Genomic DNA, 23,248 nt, shown 5'->3' with positions numbered 1-23,248 from the left:
GACAAACCGGAAGGCCGCCATGCCCCATTGCGCCAAGATATTGTTCGTCGACGACGAACCGGCCGTGCTCGACTCGTTGCGGCGCGGGTTGTGCCGCTGTTTCGACATGGCGACGGCCGCAGGCCCCGAAGCGGGCCTTGCCGCGCTCGCGCAACAGGGGCCTTTTGCCGTGGTGGTTTCCGACCTGCGCATGCCGGGCATGGACGGCGTGACGTTTCTCAAAAAGGCCAAGGCCCTGTGCCCGGACATCGTGCCCGTCATGCTCACGGGCCACGCCGACCTGTCGGCGGCCATGGCCGCGGTCAACGAAGGCCACATCTTCCGGTTCCTGACCAAGCCCTGCCCCATTCCGACCCTGTCCCTGTCCCTGGACGCCGCCCTGGAACAGTACCGGATGGCGGCGGCCCAAAAGGAGCTGGTGCGGGTCACCCTGGAAAACGCCCGGCTCAAGGAGGACGTGGAGCGCATCATGCGCCACGACCTCAAGTCGCCGCTGACCACCATCATCAGCCTGCCCCAGGTCCTGCGCCTGGCGGAAAACCTCGACGACGACCAGCGCGACATGCTCGCGCTCATCGAGGACGCCGGCTACATGGTGCTGTCCATGGTCAACCTGTCCACGGCGCTGTTTAAAATGGAACGCGGCCAGTTTACGCTCGAACCGGCCGACGTGGACCTCATGCCCATCATCCGCAAGATTGTCAGCGTCCATGCCGAGGCGGCCGCCAGCCGCGGCCTGAAGCTGTCCGTCCACCTGGACGGCCGGCCGGCCCCGCCCGAGGCGATGCTGCTGGCCCGCGGCGAGGAACTGCTGTGCTATTCCATGCTGGCCAACCTCATCGCCAACGCCGTGGAGGCCTCGCCGGACGGGGAGGCGGTGACCGTGGAGGCCGGCCGCGACGGCGGCACGGCCCGCATCGTCATCGCCAACAAGGGCGCCGTGCCCGAGTGCGTGCGGAAGCGGTTCTTCGAGAAATACGCCACCGCCGGCAAGCCCAGGGGCACGGGGCTTGGCACCTATTCGGCCAAGCTCATCGCCCTGGCCCACGGCGGGGGCATCGACATGGAAACCGACGACGTGGCCGGAACGCGGGTCACGGTTTGCCTGCCGGCTCCCTGAGGGCCCGCTTGCCCAGGGCCTCCTGGATTTTCTTGCCCAGCACGCCCGGCGAGAAGGGCTTGACCACATAGTTGGTCACCCCGGCCTGGACCGCGGCGATGACGTGTTCCTCGTTGGCCTCGGCCGTGAGCATGACCACCGGGAGCTTGGCGTAGGCGTCGCTGGCCCGGATGCGCCGCAAAAGCGAAATCCCGGACATGCGCGGCATGTTCCAGTCCAAAAGCACCAGGTCCACCGGCGAAGTGTTGATGATGTTCCAGGCGATGTCGCCGTCTTCGGCGGCGGTGACGTTGCGATAGCCGAGCTGGCGCAGGATGTAGACCACGGTCTTGCGCATGGGCAACTGGTCGTCGACGACGAGGATGGACAGGGGGGATGAAACGGCCATGGTCCACCACCTTCACCAGAAAAATTCTCTAAATAGCATTTCCTCAGATAAAATTAAACGTGTCATACTCGCGTGGCATATTATATGTAACCTGATGATTACTAGGTAAACTATTAAGGATTAGCCGGTGAGGATGCCCATATCTATTGGTTCTTCCGCATGATATCATGGAAAAACCAAAAGAATAGTTAGTATACAGGCCATTATCATACCCAGTAGAGCTGCCATGATGACTTACTTTATAGAAGTCAATTAGCCTTCCAATAGAGTTATTCCGCAATATATCAAAACAATAATCACCTCTAACATCACCAGCTAAAAATGCAACTGCGCCAGAAGATCGCACTACTAACACAAGCGCATGATCATTTGGATCTCGACTACCTCGAATCGCATCAGCAACACATCTGACTGAAATAGTTGGAATAATTAGCGCTTCTACTTCTCCGAATCGACAAAGAACAACATCCTCAACGACTCTTAATTTCTCTCCCGCAGTAGACAACACCCTACAAGCGGATGCAGTTTTATGATGGAGTGAGTTTGGAACAAGAACTTCACTTACATTAAATCGCTTGACCACATAAGGAACCGACATGATATGATCATAATGCATATGTGAAACAATGAGTTTATCTACAACAACATCATCTCCAAAATTCTCATTCATCCAATTCTCAAAAAAAACTCGCACATCTCCACGAAGCCTAGCGTCAACTAACCAGACAACATTACCAGGAAACTCAACAACAATCGTGTCACCTTGACCAACATTGAAAGTGTGGATTTTCGCCCAGCAAACCCCACCATCTAGCTCAAATGGAGCTACATCCCTCTCTGCGGTAAGAATTGCTCGCCCAAGCGCAGTTTGAACATTTTCTTGCCACACTCGCTGCATGGTTTGCTCAATGGCGTTCGCCCTTTCAAAATTGCCTGGAAAATCAATCAGCCTTGAACCATTTTCGCTCTCTGCTGTATTAAAGTCCTCTGGGCTAATTTCATAAGAGCGCCCAAACAACTCATTCACTTCTTCAACGTTCCCAGACAAAACATACCTTACGCCAAAATTTTTACTATCATCTTCATGATAGCAAACCAAACGGATTAGATTCCTTTGACCCTCGTGCTCAATTCCTGCAAGACTAGTTACGTCCCGAATAGAGTCAACACTCCATATCCCCATACAAACACCTTTGCATAAGTATCCTCGTTGAAATAACACCCCACCAGCATCTAGTCGCAGCGGTGCCGGCTGCAGGCGCCCTCGCGGATGAAGACCACGGACTCGGCGATGTTGGTGCACTGGTCGCACACGCGCTTGAGGCCGTGGGCGATGAAGCAGATCTGCACCGCCCGCTCCATCGGCCGGGCCGCGTCGCGCATGTACTGCGTCATTTCCTTGAGGATGCCGACGTTGAGCTCCAGGATGTCCTCGGACTCCTCGCACACGCGCCGGGCGATATCCAGGTCGAGTTCGGCGAAGCAGGTGGCGGTGCGCACCAGGAAGGCCCGGGTGGCCTCGGCCAGTTCCTCGAGGCTCCCCGGCGGGGGCACGGCTTCGCGTTCCAGCAGCAACGCCCGGTGGGCGATGCCCACGGCCTGGTCGCCGATGCGTTCGATGTCACCCACGGCCCGCATGCAGCCGAGGATGTAGCGCAGGTCGCCGGCCACGGGCTGGTGCAGGGCGAGCAGGCGCAGGATCTCGGCATCCAGGGTGCATTCCAGGCCGTCGATGGCCGCGTCCGAGGCGATCACCGCCCGGGCGGCCGCGGCGTCGCGCGCGAACACGGCCCGCAGGGCCTTTTCCACCCCGGCCTGGGCCATGTGAAAGACCGTGAGCATGTCCGTCTTCAATTTGGCCAGGTCGGCCTCGATGATCCGTTCCACGTCGCTCTCCCGAAAGTGGCAGGCTTGTGATTATGCCGCCAAAACGTATCCAACGGCAACACCTCTGGCAAGTGCCGCGCCAAATTGTCACACGGCCGGCGCTTGCGCCGTTGCGGTATCCGCCCCTCCCCCGCGCGGCCGGCCGGTTCCGTCACGTGCGCACACGCCCTTCCCCCGGGCGAGTCCCTCCCCGCGCGGCCGGCCGGTTCGCTCCCAGGCTTTCCCCGACGATACCAAGGCACTTTTCCGTGACCGCTTGCATTTCCCGCCGTCCGGGCGGAAACGGGAGGGATCGCGACACCCCGAACCCGGCGGCCCGAAACCGCCAAGCCCTTCCAGGACACCCTATGCCGTTTGCTTCCGCCGGTTCGCCGGCCATGGTCCTCGTCACGGTCTGCATCGCCCAGTTCATGGCCCCGTTCATGCTCACCTCGGTGGGGGTGGCCCTGCCGTCCCTTGGCCGCGACCTCGGGGCCACGGCCATGCAACTCGGGCTCATCGAACAGCTCTACGTCGTGTCCCTGGCCATGGGCATGCTGGCCTTCGGGCGCTACGGCGACATCGTCGGCCAGCGCCGGGTGCTGTTGCCCGGGCTGGCCATGTTCACGGCGCTGACCTGTTCGCTGGGGTTTACCCGCTCGGTGGAGATGGTGCTCGTCCAGCGCTTTTTCCAGGGGATGGGCGCCTGCATGATGCTGTCCGGGTCCCTGGCCCTGGTGGCGGCGGCCTATCCGCCCGAGATGCGGGGGCGCAAGATCGGCCTCGTTTCGGCCTGCACCTACGCCGGCCTGTCCGTGGGGCCGGTGCTCGGCGGCTACGTGACCGGGCATCTCGGCTGGCGCTACGTCTTCTTGATGTCCGCGCCCCTGGGCCTGGCGGCCACGGCCATGTGCCTTTTCGGCATGCGCGAGGGGCCGAAAAACGCCTCGGGCGAGCGCATGGACTGGCGGGGCGGGGCCTTTTACGCGGCCAGTGTCGGGCTTTTCATGCTGGGGGCGGCCCATGCCCGGGAACTGCCCCTGGGGCCGGCCATGCTGGCCGGGGGGCTGCTCGGGCTGGCCATTTTCCTGCGCCTGCAGGCCAGGACCCGCTGCGCCCTGCTCGACATGCACCTGTTGGCCAAAAACCGCTTTTTCACCCTGAGCTGCCTGGCGGCGCTCGGCAACTACGCCGCCACCTTCGGCATCACCTTCCTCATGAGCCTGTACCTGCAATACGCCAAGGGCCTGCCGCCGCGCACCGCCGGCTTCGTGCTGCTGTTCCAGCCCATCCTACAGGTGGTGGCCTCGCCCATCGCCGGCCGGCTGACCGAGCGCTTCGCCGCCGAGAAGCTGGCCACGATCGGCATGCTCGTAAGCAGCGCCGGGCTGCTGGCAGCGGCGGTTACGGTCAGCGCCGCCACGCCCATCTGGCTGCTCGTCGTACTGCTCATGGTCATCGGCCTGGGTTTCGGCATCTTCATCACGCCCAATTCCACGGCCATCATGGGCAGCGTGCCAAAGCGCCAGTTCGGCCTGGCCTCGGGCATGATCGCGGCCATGCGCACACTCGGCATGGCCGTGTCCATGACCACGGTGACGCTGATCTTTTCGCTGCTCATGGGCGACGCGGTCATCACGGCCGAAACCCTGCCGGCGTTTTTACGCAGCATGCGCCTGGGCCTGGCGGCTTTCGCCGTGTTCTCGTGCCTGGGGGTGATTTTGTCGTTTTGGCGGGGGAAAAATAAAAATTAATCTTCCAAAAAAGAAACTAGCGCTACTTTCATACGCCTCAAAGATGAAAACCTGCTATGGCACACAAGCTCAGATCACTTCTTACCATCTCTCTCATCAATTCCTTTCAACGCATTTACAGGCAAAGAATCATACATATTTTTTATCCTTCTTGGACGAGCAACCCGCTCTTCAACTATGAAGTTTATCAGTTGAAACAATCCAAGAACCAATTCACTTGAATCATTCACATCAATTTCACCAGGATGAACAGCACAGTTTCCCACAACACGACAGACATCCAAAGCCATTTGAACTTCTTGCGGCAAGCCTTTTCCAACTAAACTTTGGATATCTTTGTTTATATTCTTCCCGCTTTCACCGAGAAAGATCAGCAACTTTTGCAACAACAACCTGAGCAATGCAGCTGACGACTTTGGCGAAACAGAATAAACAGCAGCAGCCTCATCATAATCAGCAACCAGTTCAGCAGGCATTTCCGCATGGCAATGAGCAATATATTTTATATCAGGGTAACAACATTTTTTATTAATCCAGACAGTCTGATTTCCACAATGCTCACAATAACAAATCTTCAAAAAATCTGCATTGACATAACCACCTCCTCGCAGAAACAGATCAAACCAATCTTGAGCCGAATAAACATTGCAATGAGGACAATTAAAATGATCCGCACCAAAACTTGGCATATAATACTTGACTTGCATATCAATCCAATGCCCTATTATTTAAAGACTATGGCAGAAGGAGGATTTCCACATCCTCCTTCTGCCTATATGAATACTACTTGTAATAAATCTTAACTTCGTTGGTGCCCGGCCGTTCGTTGCCGGGCGTGGGCCGGCCGGCGGTGATGACCACCGGTTCGCCGGGCGCGATGTCCGGGCAGTTGCGCACGAATTCCTCCACCGTGGCGATGTGGTCGCCGCCCGTGCCGTCGATCAGGCGCGGCCGCACCCCCCAGGCGAAATTGAGGAAGTGCTGCACGCGCGGATCCGGGGTCACCCCGAAGATCTGCTGGCGCGGCCGCCGGCTGGAGGTGATCCGGGCGTTGTAGCCGCTGACGGTGTGGCAGACGATGGACCGGCCTTCCATGTTGTCGGCGATGAGGCAGGCCGAATAGGCCACGAACTTGCCCGGGTTTTTCTCCCGTTTGGGCGCGTACGGCGAGGGGATGCGCTCCAGGTAGTAGTCCAGGGCGTTGTCGGAAATCTCCCGCATCACCCGCACCGTCTCCACCACATGGTCGCCCACGGCCGTCTCCTCGGAGAGCATGACGCAGTCCGCCCCGTCCAGGATGGCGTTGGCCACGTCCGTGGACTCGGCCCGGGTGGGGATCGGGTTTTTCACCATGGACAGCAACATTTGTGTGGCCACGATGACCGGCCGCTGGGCATGGCGGCAGGCCCGGATGATCTTTTTCTGGATGATGGGCAGTTGCGGGATGGGGCACTCCAGGCCGAGGTCGCCGCGGGCCACCATGACCGCGTCCGTGATCTTGAGGATCTCGTCGAGGTTGTCCACGGCGTTTTGGCGCTCGAGCTTGGACACCACCGGCAGCCAGACGCCGTGCTTTTTGATCTCGTCCTTGGTCATGGCCACGTCGCCGGCGTTTTGCACGAACGAGATGGCCACGGCGTCCACGCCCACGTCGATGCCTTCGTGGAGGTCCTTGATATCCTTGGGTGTCAGCGCCGGCAGCGGATGGTGCTTGCCCGGGAAGGCAATGCCCTTGTTGGAGGACAAAAGCCCGGCGTTCTGGGCCTCGATCTCGTAGAGCCGGTCGGCCTTGATCTCGCGGGTGACGTAGAACTGGAGCAGCCCGTCGCTCAAATTGACCGGCATGCCCACGCGCAGCCCGGCCAGCAGCTCGGGCATGGCCAGGGAGACGAACACGCGCTCGTCCTTGGCCGGGTCGGGCCGCTCGTCGGGCAGGCCCAGCAGCAGGCTCTCGCCCTTGTCCACGGTGCGCGGCGAATCGGCCACCTCACCGATGCGGGTTTTCGGGCCGCACAGGTCGGCCAGGGCGGTCAGCGGAATGCCGAACTCGCCCTCCAGGCCACGGATGGTCTTGATGACGGGCTCGAAATAGGCCGCGTCGGCGTGGGAGAAGTTGAGGCGGAAAATGCGCACGCCGTGCCGCACCATCTGGCGCATGGTTTCGGGTTTCAGCGACGCGGGACCCAAGGTGGCCACGATCTTCGTATGCATGTGGTTGCCTCCACGGGGCAATTCCGGCCCGCCGCCCACCCCGGTCAGGGAAAAAGCGGATGCATGCCGGACGGGTTTGCGATAGGCTAATCCCCGGCTGGTTGCCGTTTCGCGACACGTTCCTGTCTATCGAGGGCGCGCGTTTTGGACAAGGCCGAAGGCATGCCGCAAGGAGGAAAACGTTTCATGGGCAGCGACACGAAAAGCGGGACCTGCAAGGAATCCCGCCCGGGCCAGGAACCCTGCTTCCCGCCCGCGTCCTTCATCACCTTCGTCCTGTCCCTGGCCCAGTCGGCCATGGTGCTCATGGGCGAGACCCCGGATCCGGAGTCGGGCGAATACATGCAGAACCTTCCCCAGGCCAAGCACACCATCGACATCCTGGCCATGCTCGACTGCAAGACGCGCGGCAACCTCGGCGGCGAGGAGCGCGAGGTCCTCGAGACCATCCTGTGCGAACTGCGCATGGCCTACGTCAAAAAGCAATAACCTCCGGAGATCGCCATGCAAACCATTCCCGTCGGCCTTGTCGGCGTCACCGGCTACACCGGCATGGAGCTGGCCCGGATCCTGGCCGTCCACCCGATCCTCAAGCTCGTGCGCGCCACCTCGCGCACCGAGGCCGGCAAGCCGCTCTACGCCCTCTACCCCTTTCTCCAGGGATTCATGGCCGGCGACGTGCGCCTGACCGAACCCGACGCCGCCGACCTGGCCGGGGCCTGCAAGCTGGTCTTTTTGGCCGTGCCCCACGGCGCGGCCATGGACTACGCCGCCGAGCTGCTCGCCGCCGGCCTGTCGGTCGTGGACCTGTCCGCCGACTTCCGCCTGGCCGACAAGGACGTCTACGCCGCCTGGTACGGCCTGGAGCATCGCCATGCGCACCTGCTGGCCGAGGCCGTCTACGGCCTGCCCGAGCTGTACGGCCCGGCCATCAAGAAGGCCAGGCTCGTGGCCAACCCGGGCTGCTATCCGACCTCCGTCATCCTGGGCCTGGCCCCGGCGCTTGCCGCCGGGCTGGTGGAGGCCGACGGCATCGTGGCCGACAGCAAGTCCGGCGCCTCGGGCGCCGGGCGCAAGGCCGCCGTGCCCACGCTTTTCTGCGAGGTCCACGACACCTTCCGGGCCTACAACCTGGGCAAGCACCGCCACACCCCGGAAATCGAGCAGGAGCTCTCGAAGATCGCCGGCGCGGGCATCACCGTGTCCTTCAACCCGCACTTGCTGCCCATCGACCGGGGCATCCTCTCCACGATCTACACCCACCTGACGCGGGAGGCCTCGGTGGAGGAGGTCCACGCCCTGTACGCCAAGCACTACGCCGACCAGTCCTGGGTGCGCGTTTTGCCGCTGGGCAAGCTGCCCGAGACGCGTTTCGTGCGCGGCACCATGTTTTGCGATATCGGCCTGGTGATCGACCCGCGCACCAAGCGGCTGCTCATCGTCTCGGCCATCGACAACCTCTGCCGGGGCGCCTCGGGCCAGGCCGTGGCCTGCGCCAACCTCATGACCGGCCTGCCCCGGGATACCGGCCTGCACCTGGCCCCGCTGATGCCCTAGGACGGAAGCGAAGAGAAAAGATGTGGGGAGGAAAACCTTTTTTGAAAAAAAGGTTTTCCTCCCCACACCCCTCCTTTCCAAAAAACTTTCAAAGGGGGGATTGGGAGAAAACATGACGCTGGACAATGTCCGCAAGCTGTACGAGCGGTTCGATACGGACAAGGCGTTGCGCGGCAGGCTCTATGCCGCCGAAGGGCCCGAGGGCCGCGACGCCGTGCTGCGCGAGGCCGGGCTTTTTTTTACCGACGTCGAATTCGACGAGATGGAAAGCGTGCTCCACGTCAAGTGCCAGACCCACGAAGAGGCCGAACGCTTCTTCGCATTCCGCGACTGGTGGAACTACCTGCGCCGCAGCTAGGCCGCTTCACGACCGCTTCACAGGCAGGGACCAGGCCGTAATGCCCAAGCCCGGCCACCAACCGACAAGGCGCCACAAGGCAGCGGCCGGGGACGGCAACGAAGCCCGGCCGCAACAATGAGGATGAGCGAAACAACCAAACCCGAGCGGACCGCCACAAGAAGAAATCATGCGCCTGCAAACGAAAATTCAGCTTTCCAAACTGACTTTTTCCCTGCTGACGTTTGTCGTCTTCGTCTTCCTGCTCGGGATATTCGTGCTGGTCCTCTGCACCGGTTTGAAAATTAACCCTTTCCAGCAAGCCACATCTTCGTTCCTCATCGCCTCTTTCTTCGGACTCATCGGCGTTGTGGCCGTCCTCGTCCTCTTCAATGTTGCCACCAGCATCAATCTGATCGCCGAAGCGAAAATTGCCGAACTGGACAAGGATGCCCCCAGCAACCGTCTGGCCGACGACGGCACCAGCGCCCAAGCGAGAGCAAGCGCCCACCGTCGTTCCTTGAAGAAATGGGGCCTTGTCTTTCTTGCCACGGCCTTCCTGTTGGTCGGCATTATTTTTGCCGGAACGTATGTATCCAAACAACGATACCTTGCGGTCGTACGGTCCCAGGCCAATGAAGTGCTGCAACAAAACGGCGACCTCCTGGAAAAGGCCGGCGCCTTGCTGACATCTGACAAGCCGGCTGATTTCAAGGAATTGTACAACATCCGCACCTTCCTGGAGCAACAGCGCCGCGACCTGCCGCGGCTGACGATCATCTATGCCGGCAAGTTCGACAACAAGCTGGCCCTCTACGAAATAGGCGGCTCCTTCCAGGGCAACCTGGAGAAGAACACCTATTCGCCGCAGTATTTCAAATGCACGAAAGGCCTGGACTGCGAGTACCTCAAACGTTTCTTTTCCGGAGAAAATGTCGATAGCCTGCAACATTTCACCTTCCGCGACGATCAATTCTACATCTACATCCCCCACACGGGAAACGGCTCCCGGTTCGTCCTGTTGTTCAGCCGGCAAAACAGCTATGGCAAGTTCGGCTCATAACCAATTGAAATCATAAACGAGCACGTTGCCGCCATGCCCGATTTCCCGCTTCCCCAATGCGCCCTGTGCCCCTTCGACTGGTCCGAACGCTACTGCCGCACGGGCAAGGGCAAGGCGCCCAAGAACTGCCCGTCGCTGCGGCTGCGCGAATTGGCCGGCCAGGCCGTGGAACGCACCACCGCGCCGGAACTCGCTGCCTTCGCCAAGGCGGCCTCGGTCCAGGAGGCGGCCTGCTACGCCGGGCGCGAGGCCGGCTACGACGCCGTGCGCACCGTCAAACCGCGCATCGTCGAGATTGTGGAATTCGCCCGGCGCCTGGGCTACGCCCGCCTGGGCCTGGTATTTTGCGTGGGCCTTCGCCAGGAAGCGGCCGTGGTGCACGAGATCCTGGCCACAAACGGCTTCGCGGTGGCCTCGGTGTCCTGCAAGGTCGGCGGCGTGCCCAAGGCGGCGCTTGGCATCGAACCGGCCGACCAGGTCGACCCCGGCGCTTCCCACGAGACCATGTGCAACCCGGTCATGCAGGCCCTGACCGTCAATGCGGCGGACACGGACTTCAACATCCTGCTGGGGCTGTGCGTGGGGCACGACTCGCTTTTTTTCAAGCACGCCGCGGCCATGGGCACGGTGCTCGCCGTCAAGGACCGGGTCTTCGGCCACAATCCCCTCGGCGCCATCTCCCAGTACGACAGTTATTACCGGTACCTCAAAAAGCCCTTGCCCTAGTTTTTCGGCCTAAACAATGCAATAGCATTTTCGAGAAACAACAATCATCCTCAGGGAACCTACCTGAACACGCTTCCCTCCTTTTCGAGGACGCGACACGAGGACACCATAACCCCGCCGGCAACCGCTGGACGCACGAGGCCGCGCCGCCATGGACAATCTTTTCTGGTACAGCGAAACATCGATCATCGTTCTGCTGGGCCTGCCGACCCTGGCCTACATGGTCTACAGCTACCGCAGGAACGCGCCGCCCATCCAGAACCTGTCGGAAACCATCTCCAACTACAGCCTGTTCAATTCGCTCTATTCCATCTTCCTCAGCATGGCCCTGGTCACGCTGCTTGTGAACTTCAACACCGTCCAGGACGACACCCGCAAGGAATCCGAGGCCATCGTCTCCACGGCAAGGCTTTTAAACGGCATCACCGACGCCCGGCCCATGCAGCAGGCCCTGGCCACCTACGCCAAGGCCGTGGTGGAGGACGATTTGCCGGCCATGCAGGCGGGGAAGATGTCGCCCCGGGCGGCCGCGGCCTTCGACGGCTTGTGGAACGCGGCCTACGCCATCAAGCTCGGCAGCAAGAACGAGGAGAACATCCACCGGCTGGTCCTCGGCAACCTGGAGGACATCACCAAAAGCCGGTTGACCCGGCGCATCAAGGCCAAGGAAAACCTGCACCCGATGATCTTCACGCTCATCGTGCTCGGCTACTACGTCATGCTGATCAAGACCTGGCTCACCCGCGTGGCCAACCGGAAAACCCAGCTGGCCTTCGAGCTGCCCATGTTCGTCATCATCATCCTGGTCATCACCGTCATCGTGGACCTCAACACGCCGTTCGTCGGCATCGTCAACATCGACACCACGACCTTTGACTACGCCCTGCAGCGGGCGACCGCGCTCGCCGGGAACTAGCCGGCCGGCCCGGCGACTTGGCGTGCGAAAGTGTGTCCCGGCCAGCAAGGGCCGGTGGTCCGACAGGCGCGAACACCCACTCCCGGCCGCCCAATTGCCTGCCAAAACGCCCCCCGCCGGCGGACCGGACGAGGGGCGTTTTACGTCAGCGAAGAAAATGGCGGCGGCGGGCCTGGCTCAGTCCTCGCCCAGGCCGTTGCGGTCGTCGAGGACGCGCTTGGTCTTGCCGAAGCTGCGGGGCAGACTGCCGGGCGGCAGGATGTGCACCACGCCGCGCACGAACAGGTGCTTGCGCATTTCGATGGAGATGGCTTCGGACAGGTTCTGGTCCATGTCCTCGCTGGCCGTGGGCTTGCGCTCGACCTTGACCACCATCTGGTCGCGGCCGTCGCGGCGCAGCAGGCGGATCTGGAATTCGCTGTCCACGTCGCGGAACTGTTCCAGGACGCTGGCGATCTGGCCGGGGTAGATGTTGACGCCCCGGAAAATGAACATGTCGTCGGAACGGCCGAGAATGCGGTCATGGCGCGGCAAGGACAGGCCGCACGGGCACGGCTCGGGCAAAAGCCGCGTCAGGTCGCGGGTACGGTAGCGGATCAGCGGCACGGCCTCCTTGCACAGGCTCGTCACCACCATCTCGCCCACCTCGTCCGGCCCCACCGGCTGCAAGGTCACGGGGTCGAGGACCTCCAGGATGAACTTGTCGGCCCAGTAGTGGATGCCGGCGTGGGCCGCGCATTCCAGGCCGGCGCCCGGGCCGTAGAGCTCGGTCATGCCCGTGATGTCGAAGCTGTCTTCGATGCCCAGCCACTTCTCGAAGCGCCGGCGCATCTTGTCGGTGTGGGTCTCGGCCCCGAAAATCACTTTTTTGAGCTTCAGGCGCTTGCGCATGTCGCGCTTGTGGACTTCCTCGGCCAGGAGCAGGGCCATGGAGGCCGTGGAGCACAGACAGGTGGCGCCCATGTCCTCGAGCAACTGCAAATGGATTTCCATGTTGCCGGGCCCGACCGGCAGGGCCATGGCCCCGAAGCGCTCGCAGCCCAGCTGGAAACCCGCCCCGGCCGTCCACAGGCCGTAACCCACGGCGATCTGCACCCGATCGAGGAGGGTCAGCCCGGCCAACTCGTAACAGCGGGCGAACATGTCCTTCCAGGTGTCGATGTCGTTTTGCGTGTAGGCCAGGATCTTGCGCTTGCCCGTGGTGCCGGAGGAGGCGTGGATGCGCACCACCCGCTCCTCGGGCACGCTTAAAAGCGGCAAGGGGTAGCCCTGGCGCAGGTCCTCCACCGTGGTCAGGGGCAGCCTGGTCAGGTCGTCCAGGGACAGGCTCGCGCCGGGGTCGTATCCGGCCGCGCCCAGGCGTTCGCGGTAGACGGGGCTGCCGGCAAAGGCGTGGCGGCAGGTCCAGTTGAGGCCGTCGGTCTGGATGGCGGCGAGTTGTTCGGGGGTCGGTTCCGGTAAAAAGCGGTAACGGCTCATGGAGGGCTCCGGGAATGCAAGATCGGTTGGGGCTTTTATCCGAAAACCGCGATAAAGAAAACGCCCGCAACCATCAAAAGCGCCCCGGGCAGGCGATGGCGCAGGTCGGGCTCGCGAAAGACCGCCGCGCCCAAAAGCACGCCGAAGACGATGCTCAGGCGCTTGACGGCTATGACATAGGACACTTGCGTCAGCGGCAAGGCCTGCATCTGGCAGACGATGCCCACGGCTTCGAGCAGCCCGGCCACGGCCAGGGGCCAGGTCACCCGGAAAAAACGGCCCGGCGGGGCCGGCCAACGGCGCGCCATCCCCACGGCCAGGGCCAGGGTGGTGGCGGTGTAGACCGAGGCGCCCCAGAAAAGCGGCGAGGACTCGGCCAGCCCCAGCTTGTCGATATTGGCGCCGATGCTCCAGATCACGGCCACGGCCAGCATCAGCCGCGAGCCGGCGTTGGTGACAAGCGCCCGGATCGGCCCCAACAGCCCGTGGCGGCGTTCCCGGAGATTGAGGACATAGGCCCCGCCAACGACCAGGGCGATGCCGCAAAGCCCCCCCGGTTCCGGGAATTCGCCCACGGTCAGGGGCGAGGTGACAAGCAGGAAAAGCGGCGTGAAGGCCAGCATGGGCAACGTCAGGGAAAGGTCGCCGGCCTTGAGGGCCAGGCCGTACAGCCAGTAGGTGACCCCGCCCAGCACCCCGCCCAGCAGCAGCAGCCACCAGTAGCCCGGGCGCAGGGTCACGGGGGGGCCGGCGGCCACGGCCAGCCACAGGCAGGCCGAGGCGGCCAGGCAATAGCCCAGCATGCCCATGGCCGCGTCCATGGCGTTGAGGGAGCGCTTGAGGAAGGTGTCCTTGACCGCCTGGGTGAGCGCCGTGACGCAGGAAAGCACAAACCAGTTCATGAGGGTCGTCACCCTAGCCGGCAACGCCGTCCCCGGCAAGCCGCTTGCCGCCCCCCGACTGGCGCGGCGCCAAGAGCTGTGGCGGTCTTGCCACCCCCCACTGGCGTAGCGCCAGGGGCCGTGGTAGGGCTTACCGATGTCCAACCCCCGTCCGCGCGCCGGAAACGGCCGCGCGCAAAGGCACGGAGTGCGACGCATGGAATGGGGACAGGTCTTTCCCATGGCCCAAAGCGCCCTCAAAACCGGCTGGCTGTCGGCCCTGTTCGGCGGCCTGCTCGTGTTGTGGGTGGCCCTGTTTTTCTTTCTCCACGCCATGATCCGGGGCGCGGCCAATGCCGAGGTCGCCCTGCGGGACGGCACGCTCGTGGTGCGCGGCTCGGTCTACGGCCGCGACATCCCGCTCGCGGACGTGGATGCCGGCGCGGCCAGGCCCGTGGACCTCGGCCAGGCCGGGCCCAAAAGCCTCAAATGGCGCACCAATGGCATCGGCATGCCGGGGCTGGCCGCCGGCTGGTTTCGCCTGGGCGACGGCGAAAAGGCCCTGGTGTTCGTCACGGACAAAAGCCGGGCCGTCTACATCCCCACCCGCCAGGGCTTCGCCGTGGTGGTCAGCCCCGGCGACCCCGGGCGGTTTCTCGAAGCCCTGCGCCACGCGGCCGAGCGGGAAACGACCCCGACCTCACTGCCGCAGCGAAAACCGCCCGCCCCCCCGGCCATCTGACCGTTTCCCGGTAAACCATCCCGCCATTCCCGCCCCTGGCCGCCAACGACCAACGGCCGCCTCCCGTGGCTGGGGAGGCGGCCGCCGTCGTGGGGTTTGGGGTTATGGAGGTTGTGTGGGATGCGCTCTGTGGCACTCCGGCGTCGCCGGTTCCTTTCGTTCTCGGGACCGGGCCGCGCCCGAACGCCATCGGACAAGGCCCCGTCCCCGACGCGCGCCGGCCGTGTCGGCGTCGTCGCCATCCTGTCTAGGCTAATTGAAAATAACAATCAAGATCAAATTTGACCTCCCGCCCCAAAAAAACCGGAGCGCCCGGGCCTCGCTCCCGGACGCTCCGGTCGGATCAGGGGATGGGAAAGCTACCGTCGGCCCGCAGGCGCGGCCCGGCGTCGTTTGAACAGCGCGGCCAGCAAAAAGAGGTTGGCCAAAAGGCTCAGCCCCAAGGCGACCTGGACCGGTCCCGGCCCCACGCCCGTGGCGGACCGGCCTTCCGGCGCCGCGCCCGGCCCAGTGGCGGGAGCCGACCCGCTATCGGTCGCCGGCCCGGTATCGAGAGCCGGCCCTTGGGCAGCGACCGCCACTGCGGCCACGGCCCGGTGCCCCTGGCCGTCGGATGCGGCCACGCTCCATTGCCCCGGCCCGTCCGGCACAAAGGCGAAACGGCCCCGGGCGTCGGTGCGCGCGCTTTGATGCACACTCCCTCCCGGAGCCGTCACCTGGACCTGGGCAAAGGCCATGGGTTCCCCGTCGGCGTAGAGGAATTCCATGGCCCTGGCCGCGCCCGGGTCCATTTCGCGAGAACCAACGCCATGGGCGCAGGCGACGATGGGGTGCCCGACCATCGCCGCCGCCAGGGCGGCCACCGCGAAAACCCGTAACATGCCGCTACTTCACGAAAAAGGTCAGCGTGGCCCGCAGCACTTCCTGCTCCACGGCCCCGCCGGCCGGCGCCGCGGACTTGGCCTCGGTGCGCACCATCCACAGCCCCGGATGGCTGATCCGTATCTTGGCCAGGCCGTTGTCGTCGGTTTCGGTGTAATAGGCGTAGGAATTGGGCGTCCCGGTAAACCCATCATAGGTCGCCAGCACCTCGGCCGGCGTGGGCTTGCCGCCCAAAAGCACCTTCACGTCCATGTCCTGGCCCACCGCCACCTTGGCCGGGTCGGTCAGGGGCACGAGCTCCAGCTTGTCGCCGACCACGGCGTCGAACCCGGCCGTGGACCCGCCGACCGGCACCAGGGCCTTGGCGAACTTTTCATAGCTGTTGCTTTTCGTGGCCCCGGGAAAATCCTTCTTGGTCCCCTTTTTGACGCCCTCGGGGGTGAACGTCCAGACTTGCGGCAAACGATGGACACGGATGATGCCCATGCCCGGCTTGGCAAAGGTCGCCGCGCCATTGAACGTGAAGGCTTTCTCGTCGGCGGTCAGCGCGATTTCCTGCCCCTTGCCGCCTTCCCAGACGAAGGCCTTCACATCCGCCGCCGGCTCCAACTCCTCGCTGATGATGAACACATGGGCGGAATGGATGCCAAACGGCACCGGCTTACCGGCCTGGGCCGACGCTTCCCCCGGCTTGACCGCGATCTCGTGTGCCCAGGCCGCGCCGACACCGGCCCAGGTCAAACATCCCATAAGGACCAGAAAGAAATACGATTTCCGCATCATATCACACCAGCTCCGGTTCAAGTTATGGAACTCTTATGCCGAAGATCTAACTAATTTTTCTTTCGTGCTATTGTCAACACCGTTTTTCTTCCCGAAGACGCCTTGGCCCTGCCGCCAAAGCGGGATAGAATAGGGCAAGAGGTACGCCATGCCAGAAACACCGGTCATCCTGCCCATCAGCGCGCCGGACGCCATCGAGGAACGCTCGCTTGCCATCATCGACGCCGAAGTCCCCGAACCACGCCCCTTCACCGGCGACAAATGGGCCATTGTGCGCCGGCTCATCCACACCACGGCCGATTTCGAAATGCTCGACCTGGCCCGCTTCTCCGAAGGCGCGGTGGAAGCGGGCCTGTCCGCCCTCGACGTCGGGGCCACCATCGTCACGGACACGGAAATGGCCCGCTGCGCCATCCCCACGCGCCGGCTGACCCCCTTCGGCGCCAGCGTGCGCTGCCTGCTCAACGAGCCCGAAGTCGTCGCCGCCGCCAAGGCAAGCGGCGGCACCCGGGCCGCCGCCGCCATGGACGTGGCCCTGGCCAGCCTCCCCGGGCCGCTCATCCTGGCCATCGGCAACGCCCCCACCGCCCTGCTGCGCCTGCTCAAACACCTCGACGCCGGCACGCCGCCCCCGGCCCTGGTCATCGGCATGCCCGTGGGCTTCGTCAACGCCGCCGAATCCAAGGCGCTGCTCATGACCCGGGCCGACGTGCCCTGGATCTGCGTCAGCGGCCGCAAGGGCGGCTCGGCCCTGGCCGGGGCCACGGTCAACGCGTTGGCGATCTTGTTGGCGGGCAAGGGAGAGGGGAAGATGCCGGAGAAGGAGCAGGAGAAGGAGCAGGAGAAGATGCCTCCGGCGGCCAGGAGGGGATGATCCCCTCCTGGACCTCCCCGACGGGGCGGGTGGAGGCAAGGTCGGGAATGGTGTGCGGCGGGGCGTCGGTCGTGGTGGTCGCGGAAATGGGCCTGCCGACACTGGCCGCAAAGCCGGCCAGCACGGCAGGCCCATTTCCGCGACCACGAGCGCCAGCGGCGAAGCGCCGCAGGGGAAGAATAGGAATCCTTTGACTGGCGCCAATCTCTGGCGTCGGGATCCCTTCCTTGGCGAAGCGCTGCGGGGGAAGAAAAAACCGAGGCGGCCCGGACGGCGTGCATTACCGCCGCGAAACAACCTCCATTGCCTTTCAAGAGGCTTTCAAAGCAATAAATTCCACACCTTGCGGTGGTGTCCTGGATCGCCGACTTTCAAGAGGCTTTCAAAGCAAAAAATCCAAAACCCTCGGCCCGAAGGGCCGACGGCTGGGCGAGGCCGGAATTTCGCCTTTCGAGCCGGGAGCGCAGCGACGGCATCGAAAGGCGAAATTCCGGCCTCGCATCTTCGCGCCGCGCACGCCCATCACCTCGGTGACCGCAGCCCCTTCCGCCCGCCACATCCGAACGGGGGGTTCGGGGGGAGTGACTCCCCCCGATGGGTCCAGGGCGAAGCCTTGGTGGGGTCCGGGGCAAAGCCCCGGTGGGGTCCGGGGCAAAGCCCCGGTGGGGTCCGGGGCAAAGCCCCGGTGGGGTCTGGGGCAAAGCCCCGGTTCTTTTCCCACTCCCGTTGCCGCTAGGCCCAGTCCCTGGGCGGCACTAGGCCCAGTCCCTGGGCGGCAAGCCCATGAGCGCCCGAAAGCGGTCTTCCGTCGCCTTGAGGTAGCCGAGCGCCCCCGGGTCGTCTTCCCGGGGAGCGAATACGGCGAAATCCTTGTCGTCGATGGGGCTGTAGGGGCCGGGCTTGATTTCGAACACCGCCGTATCCGGGGTCAGGGCCAGGATGGCGTGCCAGCCGCCGGCCGGCATATCCACGGCGTAGACGCCGCTGTCGCGGTCCAGGATGCCGCAATCTTTTCGATCGAAGGTGCCGTCGTCGCGGAAGCAGACAAAGCCCATTTTACCGCTAAGCAGCACGAAGGCTTCGTCTTTGGGCGGGTCGAGGTGGCGGTGGGGCCGCACGTAGGTGCCGGGCTGCAGGGCGTTGATCATGCGGTGCAACCGGTCGGCGTCGCGGGTGTGGAAGCAGTGGATTTCGCGCCGCCTGGGGTTGACGGCGGCGTCGCGGCACTTCTGGGCCACGAGCGCCGCATCCGCCAGCACGTACCGGGCCGGTTCGGCCACGGTGGCCAGGGGCGAGATGCGGCGCAGCGGCAGGGACGGGTCGTTCTCAGCCATGCAGCGGAATGCCGGCGGCGATCAGCCGGTGGTAGGCGGCGACGACCTGGCCGGACAGGCACATGTCGCGCAGCAAAAAGACGACGATGACGAGCCAGTAGCCCCAGCAGCAGACTTTCTTCTCGAAGCCCTCGGTCTGGCCGAGCTGGATCTTGAAGAAGGCGAAGCTGACGATGGCCAGGGGCAGCATGACCCACCAGCGGATGGTGGTGGCCTCGATGAACATGAAGACCACGAACAGCAGGCCCAGGGCCACGGCGGCCCAGGTCAGAGGGGAAAACGAGCCGCAGGCGCAGCAGCATTGTTTCTGATCGGACATGGCGTACTCCTTTGACGGTTTTTCGAACCTATAGCCACGGAGGCGGAAGCTGTCCAGGAAAGGCGGCCGATCAAGTGAGCCGGTCGTAAGCGGCGGCCAGGGCGGCGGCCACCGAGGCCGGCGAAAACCGCCCGGCCACGGCCTCGCGGCCGCCCTGCCCCAGGCGCGCGCAAAGGGCGGGATCGCCGAGCAGCAGGGACAGGGCCTCGGCCAGGGGGCCGGCCTGGCCCGGGGGCACGACCAGGCCCGTTTCGCCGTGGCGGTTGACCCAGGCCACGCCCGAACCGGGGATGGCCGTGGACACGACCGGCTTGCCGAAGGCCATGGCTTCGAGCTGCACGATGCCGAACATCTCGGCCCGGGAAACCGACGGCAGGCAGAAGACGTCGCAGGCGGCCAGCCAGTGCGGCAACTCGGCGTCGGGGATGCGGCCGGGAAGCAAGACCCGGCCACCGAGCCCGGCCGTGGCGATACGCCCGGCCAAGGTGTCCCGCAGCGGGCCGCCGCCGCCGATGACGATCACGGCGTCATCGGGCAGCAGCGCCGCCGCCTCGACGAGGACGTCGAAGCCCTTGTAGGGCACGAGCCGGCCCAGGGCGAACACCAGCCGCCGGTCGCAAAGGCGCGCCCGGATGGCTGCCACGGCGGCGGGGTCGGCGCCTTGGGGCCGGGCCATGGCCGCGTCCACGCAAAAAGGGACCACCGCGCCCTTGCCGGCAAAAAGCTTCGACCGGTTGGAGGCTTCCAGGTGGATGGGGCTCGGGGCCACGACCAGGTCGGCCCGGCGGCACAGCCAGGCCTCCAGCGGGGACAGGCCGGCGGACAGGGCGCCCTTGCCGATGATGTCGCTGTGCCAGGTCAGCACGACCTTCGCCCGTGGCCGGGCCAGGAAGGCGGCCAGGGCGGCCAGTGGATTGGGCCAATGGATGTGGAGCACGTCGAACCGGGGGGCCAGGCGGCAAAAATCCCGCACATAGGCGATGGAAAGGGGCTGGGAGGCCATGGTGGCCGCAACGGGCGCCCGGTGGACGGGGCAGGGGGCGCCGGCATCGTCGTAGGGGCCGGCCCCGGCGAAACACAGGACTTCCACGAACACGCCCAGGGAAAGCAGGTGTTCCACGGCCTGCCTCGTGGCCGTTTCCACGCCGCCGGGATCGGGCGGATAGAACTTGCCGACCTGCAGGACGTTCATGACGCGGGCACGAGGGCGTCCAGGGCGGCGGTGACCGTGCGGCGCAGGTTCTCCACCCGGCGCAGGGTGAATTCGTTGAGCGGGTCCTCGGCCAGGTCCTTGACCAGCCACAAGGCCCCGAGCACCCGGCCGTCCTTGCCCAGCAGCGGCAGTTCGAGCTTCATGACCGCCGGCGAGCACAGCAGTTCCCGGTCGACGGCCGCCCCGCCGTCGCGGCGCCAGCGATAGGCCGTGGCCACATCCTCGCCGGGCGGGTCCGGCCGCAGCCGGCAGGTGGCCGCACCGGCGCCGGACAGGACCATCTCGGCCATGTCGAAGCGCAGGTGTTCCAGGGCCTCGGTGACGTGCAGCCACAGGGTGTCCACGTCGGCGGCCTGGGAGATCTCGATTTGGTGATTGAGGAAGGTGCGCCGCTCCCGGGCGATGCCGGTGTCGTCGGAGACGTCGCGCAGCCAGCCGAGGATCTTGTCCACGGCGAAATAGCTGAAATAGCCGGCCTTGCGCACGAGGAGCACGAGCGCCGCGCCCACGGTCAGGAGAAACAGGCCGGCCGGGGCGTTGCGCAGGTTGACCAGCACCAGGGCGGACAGGGCCAGGAAGATGGTGATGCCGTAGAGGAAAAGGACCACCTGGCGCTGGGACCAGCCGCGGCTTAAAAGCTTGTGGTGCACGTGGCGCTTGTCGGGCTCGAACATGTCCCGGCCGCGCATGAACCGACGAAGCGGCGCGGTGATGGTGTCGAGCAGCGGCACGCCGAGCGCGATGACCGGCATGAGCAGCGTGGCCCCGATCTGGCTTTTGACCGAGCCGGACACGGACAGCGCCGCCAGCATGTAGCCCAGGAAATAGCTGCCGCCGTCGCCCAGAAACAGGCTGGCCGGGTTGAAGTTGTAGCGCAAAAACCCGAGCGTCGCCCCGGCCATGACGGCGAAAAGGGCCGCCGTGTGGGCCTCGCCGCGCATGGCCGCCAGCGCCGCCTGCACGGCCGTGGCGAAAAAGACCACCCCGGCGGCCAGCCCGTCCAGGCCGTCGATGAGGTTGATGGCGTTAATGAGCAGCACGAACCAGAAGACGGTGACGGCGTAGGACAGGATGTCGAAGTGGATGACGAAATCGCCGGGCAGCGAGAAAAAGGCGATGCGCGCCCCGCCGGCACAGGCCACGCAGGCGGCCACGATCTGGGCCAGCAGCTTGAGCTTGGACGGCAGGGTCCATTTGTCGTCGGCAAAGCCCACGGCGAAGATGAGGCAGGCCCCGGCGTACACGAAGCGCAGGCTGTGGCCGTAGAGGATGGCCGTCACCGACCGGGGCAGCACCAGGCAAGCCAGGGCCAGGCAGGCGAAAAAGGTCAGGAACAGGGCCAGGCCGCCGCTTCGGGGCATGGGCGTGGTGTGGACGGTGCGGGCTTGGGGGATGGCCAGGATGCCGAAACGCCGCCCCAGCCAGCCCGAGACCGGCGTCAGGGCCAGGGACAGGGCCAGGGCGGCCGCGAAGAGGATGCAGGTGGCGGTCATGACTTGCTTTCGCCGCGCGCGCCGGTCAGCGGCCGTCGCCGGAAACGCTCTCGCCGCCGGCCAGCTTCCAACCGAGCATGCCCCAGGTCAGGTTGGAGGCCTCATAACCCTTGGCGGCCAGTTTCTTGGCCACGAAGGGCGAGCGGTGGCCGGTCATGCACACGACGACCACCGCTCGCTTGGGGTCGAGCCCCAGGGAGGCCGGGTCGGCGGTCATGGCCTCGGGACGGTTGATTGCGCCGGGGATGTGGAACAGGGCGTATTCGGCCGGGGTGCGCACGTCGAGGAGTTGCGGCTTGGCGACGCCCTCGCGCAGGCGGCGCAGCCGCCAGGGGGGCGTCTGGCGCATCCCGGCGGCCAGCCAGCCCAGGTCCCAGGCCACGAAGAACAGCAGGACGAAAAGGACGAGCGCCTTCATGGCCCTCCCCTATCACGCGCCCAAAAACACCGCCAGCAGCGCGCCGACGCAAAGCAGCACGGCGATGACGCCGTTTAGGGTGAAAAAGGCCATGTTCACGCGCGACAAATCGTTTTCGCCGATAAGCTTGTGCTCGATCAGCAGCACGCCCGAACAGACCGCCCAGCACAGGAAGTAGACCCAGGACAGCCCGGCGGCATAGCCGGCCAGCAGAAAGAACGCCGCCGCGTCGACATGGGAAAAGGCGGCCAGGCGCAGGGCGCAGCCCACGCCGAACCGGGCCGGCATGGACCGCAAGCCGTGCTCCCGGTCGAAGTCCACGTCCTGGCAGGCGTAGAGGATGTCGAAGCCGGCCGTCCAGCAGGTCACGCCGCAGCCGAAAAGGATGGCCGGCAGGGCGAATTCCGGCTTGACCGCCAGCCAGCCGGCCATCGGCGCCAGCCCCAGCACCGAGCCCAGGCAGAAATGGCACAGCCAGGTGAAGCGTTTGGTCAGGCTGTAAAAAGCGCCCCAGGCCAGGGCCACCGGCGCCAGGGCCAGGCACAGGCTGTTGAGCCCGGCGCAGGCGGCCACGAAAACCACGGCGCAGCCGGCGGTAAAAAGCCAGGCGGCGCGCGGGCTCACCTCGCCCGTGACCAGCTCGCGCAGCCGCGTGCGTGGGTTGACCCGGTCATAGCGCAGGTCGGCCAGGCGGTTGATGGCCATGGCGAAGGAACGCATGGCCACCATGGCCAGGGTCAAAAGCACGAAGGCCCGCCAGCCCGGCCAGCCCCGGGCGGCCACGAAAAGGCCGATGTAGGCAAAAGGCAGGGCGAACACCGAATGTTCGATTTTCACCAGCCTGGCCAAGGCAGCGAGCATAGCGCCTCCGTCGGAAAAAAGGCCGCGTCGG

At 64.5% G+C, this 23,248-nt stretch carries 25 protein-coding genes; 10 read left to right on the top strand and 15 right to left on the bottom strand.

Features of this window, described 5'->3' with window-relative positions:
- Positions 1 to 19 precede the first annotated feature (19 nt).
- Entirely contained in the window at positions 20 to 1,120 is a 1,101-nt protein-coding gene (locus tag ACP59X_RS03165; protein ID WP_428564970.1) for a response regulator, read from the top strand.
- Here ACP59X_RS03165 and ACP59X_RS03160 read toward each other — a convergent pair.
- The 3 genes from ACP59X_RS03160 to phoU form a co-directional block, all read right to left on the bottom strand.
- A complete protein-coding gene (locus ACP59X_RS03160) occupies positions 1,095 to 1,508 on the bottom strand; it encodes a response regulator (RefSeq protein WP_428564967.1) in 414 nt (137 codons plus the stop codon). The genes ACP59X_RS03165 and ACP59X_RS03160 overlap by 26 nt on opposite strands.
- A gap of 43 nt (positions 1,509 to 1,551) precedes the next feature.
- Complete coding sequence (locus tag ACP59X_RS03155) at positions 1,552 to 2,607, bottom strand: ComEC/Rec2 family competence protein (RefSeq protein ID WP_428564964.1); 1,056 nt, start codon at positions 2,605 to 2,607, stop codon at positions 1,552 to 1,554.
- Between the two features lie 134 nt (positions 2,608 to 2,741).
- The gene (gene phoU / locus ACP59X_RS03150) at positions 2,742 to 3,395 is read right to left on the bottom strand and encodes a phosphate signaling complex protein PhoU (protein WP_428564961.1); all 654 of its coding nucleotides are present in this window, start codon (positions 3,393 to 3,395) and stop codon (positions 2,742 to 2,744) included.
- Between the two features lie 347 nt (positions 3,396 to 3,742).
- Between phoU and ACP59X_RS03145 the strand changes: the two genes are divergently transcribed.
- Positions 3,743 to 5,128, top strand: coding sequence for an MFS transporter (locus ACP59X_RS03145; RefSeq protein ID WP_428564958.1), 1,386 nt, complete (start codon positions 3,743 to 3,745; stop codon positions 5,126 to 5,128).
- A 74-nt stretch (positions 5,129 to 5,202) separates the two neighbouring features.
- On the opposite strand, the gene ACP59X_RS03140 is transcribed toward ACP59X_RS03145, so the two are convergent.
- Together ACP59X_RS03140 and pyk are read right to left on the bottom strand one after the other, a co-directional pair.
- Positions 5,203 to 5,835, bottom strand: coding sequence for a DUF4145 domain-containing protein (locus ACP59X_RS03140; protein ID WP_428564955.1), 633 nt, complete (start codon positions 5,833 to 5,835; stop codon positions 5,203 to 5,205).
- 76 nt (positions 5,836 to 5,911) lie between these two features.
- Complete coding sequence (pyk, locus tag ACP59X_RS03135; RefSeq protein ID WP_428564952.1) at positions 5,912 to 7,339, bottom strand: pyruvate kinase; 1,428 nt, start codon at positions 7,337 to 7,339, stop codon at positions 5,912 to 5,914.
- 186 nt (positions 7,340 to 7,525) lie between these two features.
- Here pyk and ACP59X_RS03130 point away from each other — a divergent pair, with 186 nt between their 5' ends.
- The 6 genes from ACP59X_RS03130 to ACP59X_RS03105 all read left to right on the top strand — a co-directional run bounded on the left by ACP59X_RS03130 (position 7,526) and on the right by ACP59X_RS03105 (position 11,938).
- Positions 7,526 to 7,828 carry a DUF1844 domain-containing protein gene (locus ACP59X_RS03130; RefSeq protein WP_428564949.1) on the top strand — a complete coding sequence of 101 codons (303 nt, stop codon included), beginning with the start codon at positions 7,526 to 7,528 and terminating at the stop codon, positions 7,826 to 7,828.
- A 15-nt stretch (positions 7,829 to 7,843) separates the two neighbouring features.
- Complete coding sequence (gene argC / locus ACP59X_RS03125) at positions 7,844 to 8,896, top strand: N-acetyl-gamma-glutamyl-phosphate reductase (protein WP_428564946.1); 1,053 nt, start codon at positions 7,844 to 7,846, stop codon at positions 8,894 to 8,896.
- Between the two features lie 112 nt (positions 8,897 to 9,008).
- Positions 9,009 to 9,254 (top strand): Nif11-like leader peptide family natural product precursor, encoded by a 246-nt coding sequence (locus ACP59X_RS03120; protein ID WP_428564939.1) that lies wholly within the window; start codon positions 9,009 to 9,011, stop codon positions 9,252 to 9,254.
- Between the two features lie 169 nt (positions 9,255 to 9,423).
- Positions 9,424 to 10,296 carry a hypothetical protein gene (locus ACP59X_RS03115; RefSeq protein WP_428564936.1) on the top strand — a complete coding sequence of 291 codons (873 nt, stop codon included), beginning with the start codon at positions 9,424 to 9,426 and terminating at the stop codon, positions 10,294 to 10,296.
- Positions 10,297 to 10,329: 33 nt separating this feature from the next.
- Positions 10,330 to 11,022 (top strand): DUF1847 domain-containing protein, encoded by a 693-nt coding sequence (locus ACP59X_RS03110; protein WP_428564933.1) that lies wholly within the window; start codon positions 10,330 to 10,332, stop codon positions 11,020 to 11,022.
- 151 nt (positions 11,023 to 11,173) lie between these two features.
- Complete coding sequence (locus ACP59X_RS03105) at positions 11,174 to 11,938, top strand: bestrophin-like domain (protein ID WP_428564930.1); 765 nt, start codon at positions 11,174 to 11,176, stop codon at positions 11,936 to 11,938.
- Positions 11,939 to 12,115: 177 nt separating this feature from the next.
- Here the strand turns inward: ACP59X_RS03105 and ACP59X_RS03100 are convergent, their stop codons facing one another.
- Both ACP59X_RS03100 and ACP59X_RS03095 read right to left on the bottom strand, forming a co-directional pair.
- Complete coding sequence (locus ACP59X_RS03100; RefSeq protein WP_428564927.1) at positions 12,116 to 13,417, bottom strand: phenylacetate--CoA ligase family protein; 1,302 nt, start codon at positions 13,415 to 13,417, stop codon at positions 12,116 to 12,118.
- Between the two features lie 35 nt (positions 13,418 to 13,452).
- Positions 13,453 to 14,319 carry a DMT family transporter gene (locus ACP59X_RS03095; RefSeq protein WP_428564924.1) on the bottom strand — a complete coding sequence of 289 codons (867 nt, stop codon included), beginning with the start codon at positions 14,317 to 14,319 and terminating at the stop codon, positions 13,453 to 13,455.
- A gap of 196 nt (positions 14,320 to 14,515) precedes the next feature.
- Between ACP59X_RS03095 and ACP59X_RS03090 the strand changes: the two genes are divergently transcribed.
- Entirely contained in the window at positions 14,516 to 15,040 is a 525-nt protein-coding gene (locus ACP59X_RS03090; RefSeq protein WP_428564921.1) for a PH domain-containing protein, read from the top strand.
- Positions 15,041 to 15,399: 359 nt separating this feature from the next.
- On the opposite strand, the gene ACP59X_RS03085 is transcribed toward ACP59X_RS03090, so the two are convergent.
- Both ACP59X_RS03085 and ACP59X_RS03080 read right to left on the bottom strand, forming a co-directional pair.
- Entirely contained in the window at positions 15,400 to 15,921 is a 522-nt protein-coding gene (locus ACP59X_RS03085; protein WP_428564918.1) for a carboxypeptidase regulatory-like domain-containing protein, read from the bottom strand.
- A gap of 4 nt (positions 15,922 to 15,925) precedes the next feature.
- On the bottom strand, positions 15,926 to 16,705 hold the full coding sequence (locus tag ACP59X_RS03080) for a DUF4198 domain-containing protein (protein ID WP_428564915.1): 780 nt from the start codon (positions 16,703 to 16,705) through the stop codon (positions 15,926 to 15,928).
- Between the two features lie 148 nt (positions 16,706 to 16,853).
- Here ACP59X_RS03080 and ACP59X_RS03075 point away from each other — a divergent pair, with 148 nt between their 5' ends.
- On the top strand, positions 16,854 to 17,579 hold the full coding sequence (locus ACP59X_RS03075; protein WP_428564912.1) for a precorrin-8X methylmutase: 726 nt from the start codon (positions 16,854 to 16,856) through the stop codon (positions 17,577 to 17,579).
- Positions 17,580 to 18,334: 755 nt separating this feature from the next.
- On the opposite strand, the gene ACP59X_RS03070 is transcribed toward ACP59X_RS03075, so the two are convergent.
- From ACP59X_RS03070 to ACP59X_RS03045, 6 genes are all read right to left on the bottom strand, one after another.
- Positions 18,335 to 18,913, bottom strand: a complete 579-nt coding sequence (locus ACP59X_RS03070; protein ID WP_428564909.1) for a WbuC family cupin fold metalloprotein — start codon at positions 18,911 to 18,913, stop codon at positions 18,335 to 18,337.
- The gene (locus ACP59X_RS03065) at positions 18,906 to 19,232 is read right to left on the bottom strand and encodes a hypothetical protein (protein ID WP_428564906.1); all 327 of its coding nucleotides are present in this window, start codon (positions 19,230 to 19,232) and stop codon (positions 18,906 to 18,908) included. Before ACP59X_RS03065 ends, ACP59X_RS03070 begins: the two co-directional genes overlap by 8 nt.
- 70 nt (positions 19,233 to 19,302) lie before the next feature.
- On the bottom strand, positions 19,303 to 20,424 hold the full coding sequence (locus ACP59X_RS03060) for a glycosyltransferase (RefSeq protein ID WP_428564903.1): 1,122 nt from the start codon (positions 20,422 to 20,424) through the stop codon (positions 19,303 to 19,305).
- On the bottom strand, positions 20,421 to 21,938 hold the full coding sequence (locus ACP59X_RS03055; protein WP_428564900.1) for a glycosyltransferase family 4 protein: 1,518 nt from the start codon (positions 21,936 to 21,938) through the stop codon (positions 20,421 to 20,423). Before ACP59X_RS03055 ends, ACP59X_RS03060 begins: the two co-directional genes overlap by 4 nt.
- A 25-nt stretch (positions 21,939 to 21,963) precedes the next feature.
- Positions 21,964 to 22,356, bottom strand: coding sequence for a rhodanese-like domain-containing protein (locus tag ACP59X_RS03050; RefSeq protein WP_428564897.1), 393 nt, complete (start codon positions 22,354 to 22,356; stop codon positions 21,964 to 21,966).
- Between the two features lie 12 nt (positions 22,357 to 22,368).
- Entirely contained in the window at positions 22,369 to 23,217 is an 849-nt protein-coding gene (locus tag ACP59X_RS03045) for a 4-hydroxybenzoate octaprenyltransferase (protein ID WP_428564894.1), read from the bottom strand.
- Between the last annotated feature and the right edge of the window lie 31 nt (positions 23,218 to 23,248).

Source organism: Solidesulfovibrio sp. DCME, assembly GCF_049995385.1.
Lineage (GTDB): Bacteria > Desulfobacterota > Desulfovibrionia > Desulfovibrionales > Desulfovibrionaceae > Solidesulfovibrio.
Note: the sequence above shows the minus strand (reverse complement) of the source record. Positions and strands in the feature narration are given on the sequence as shown.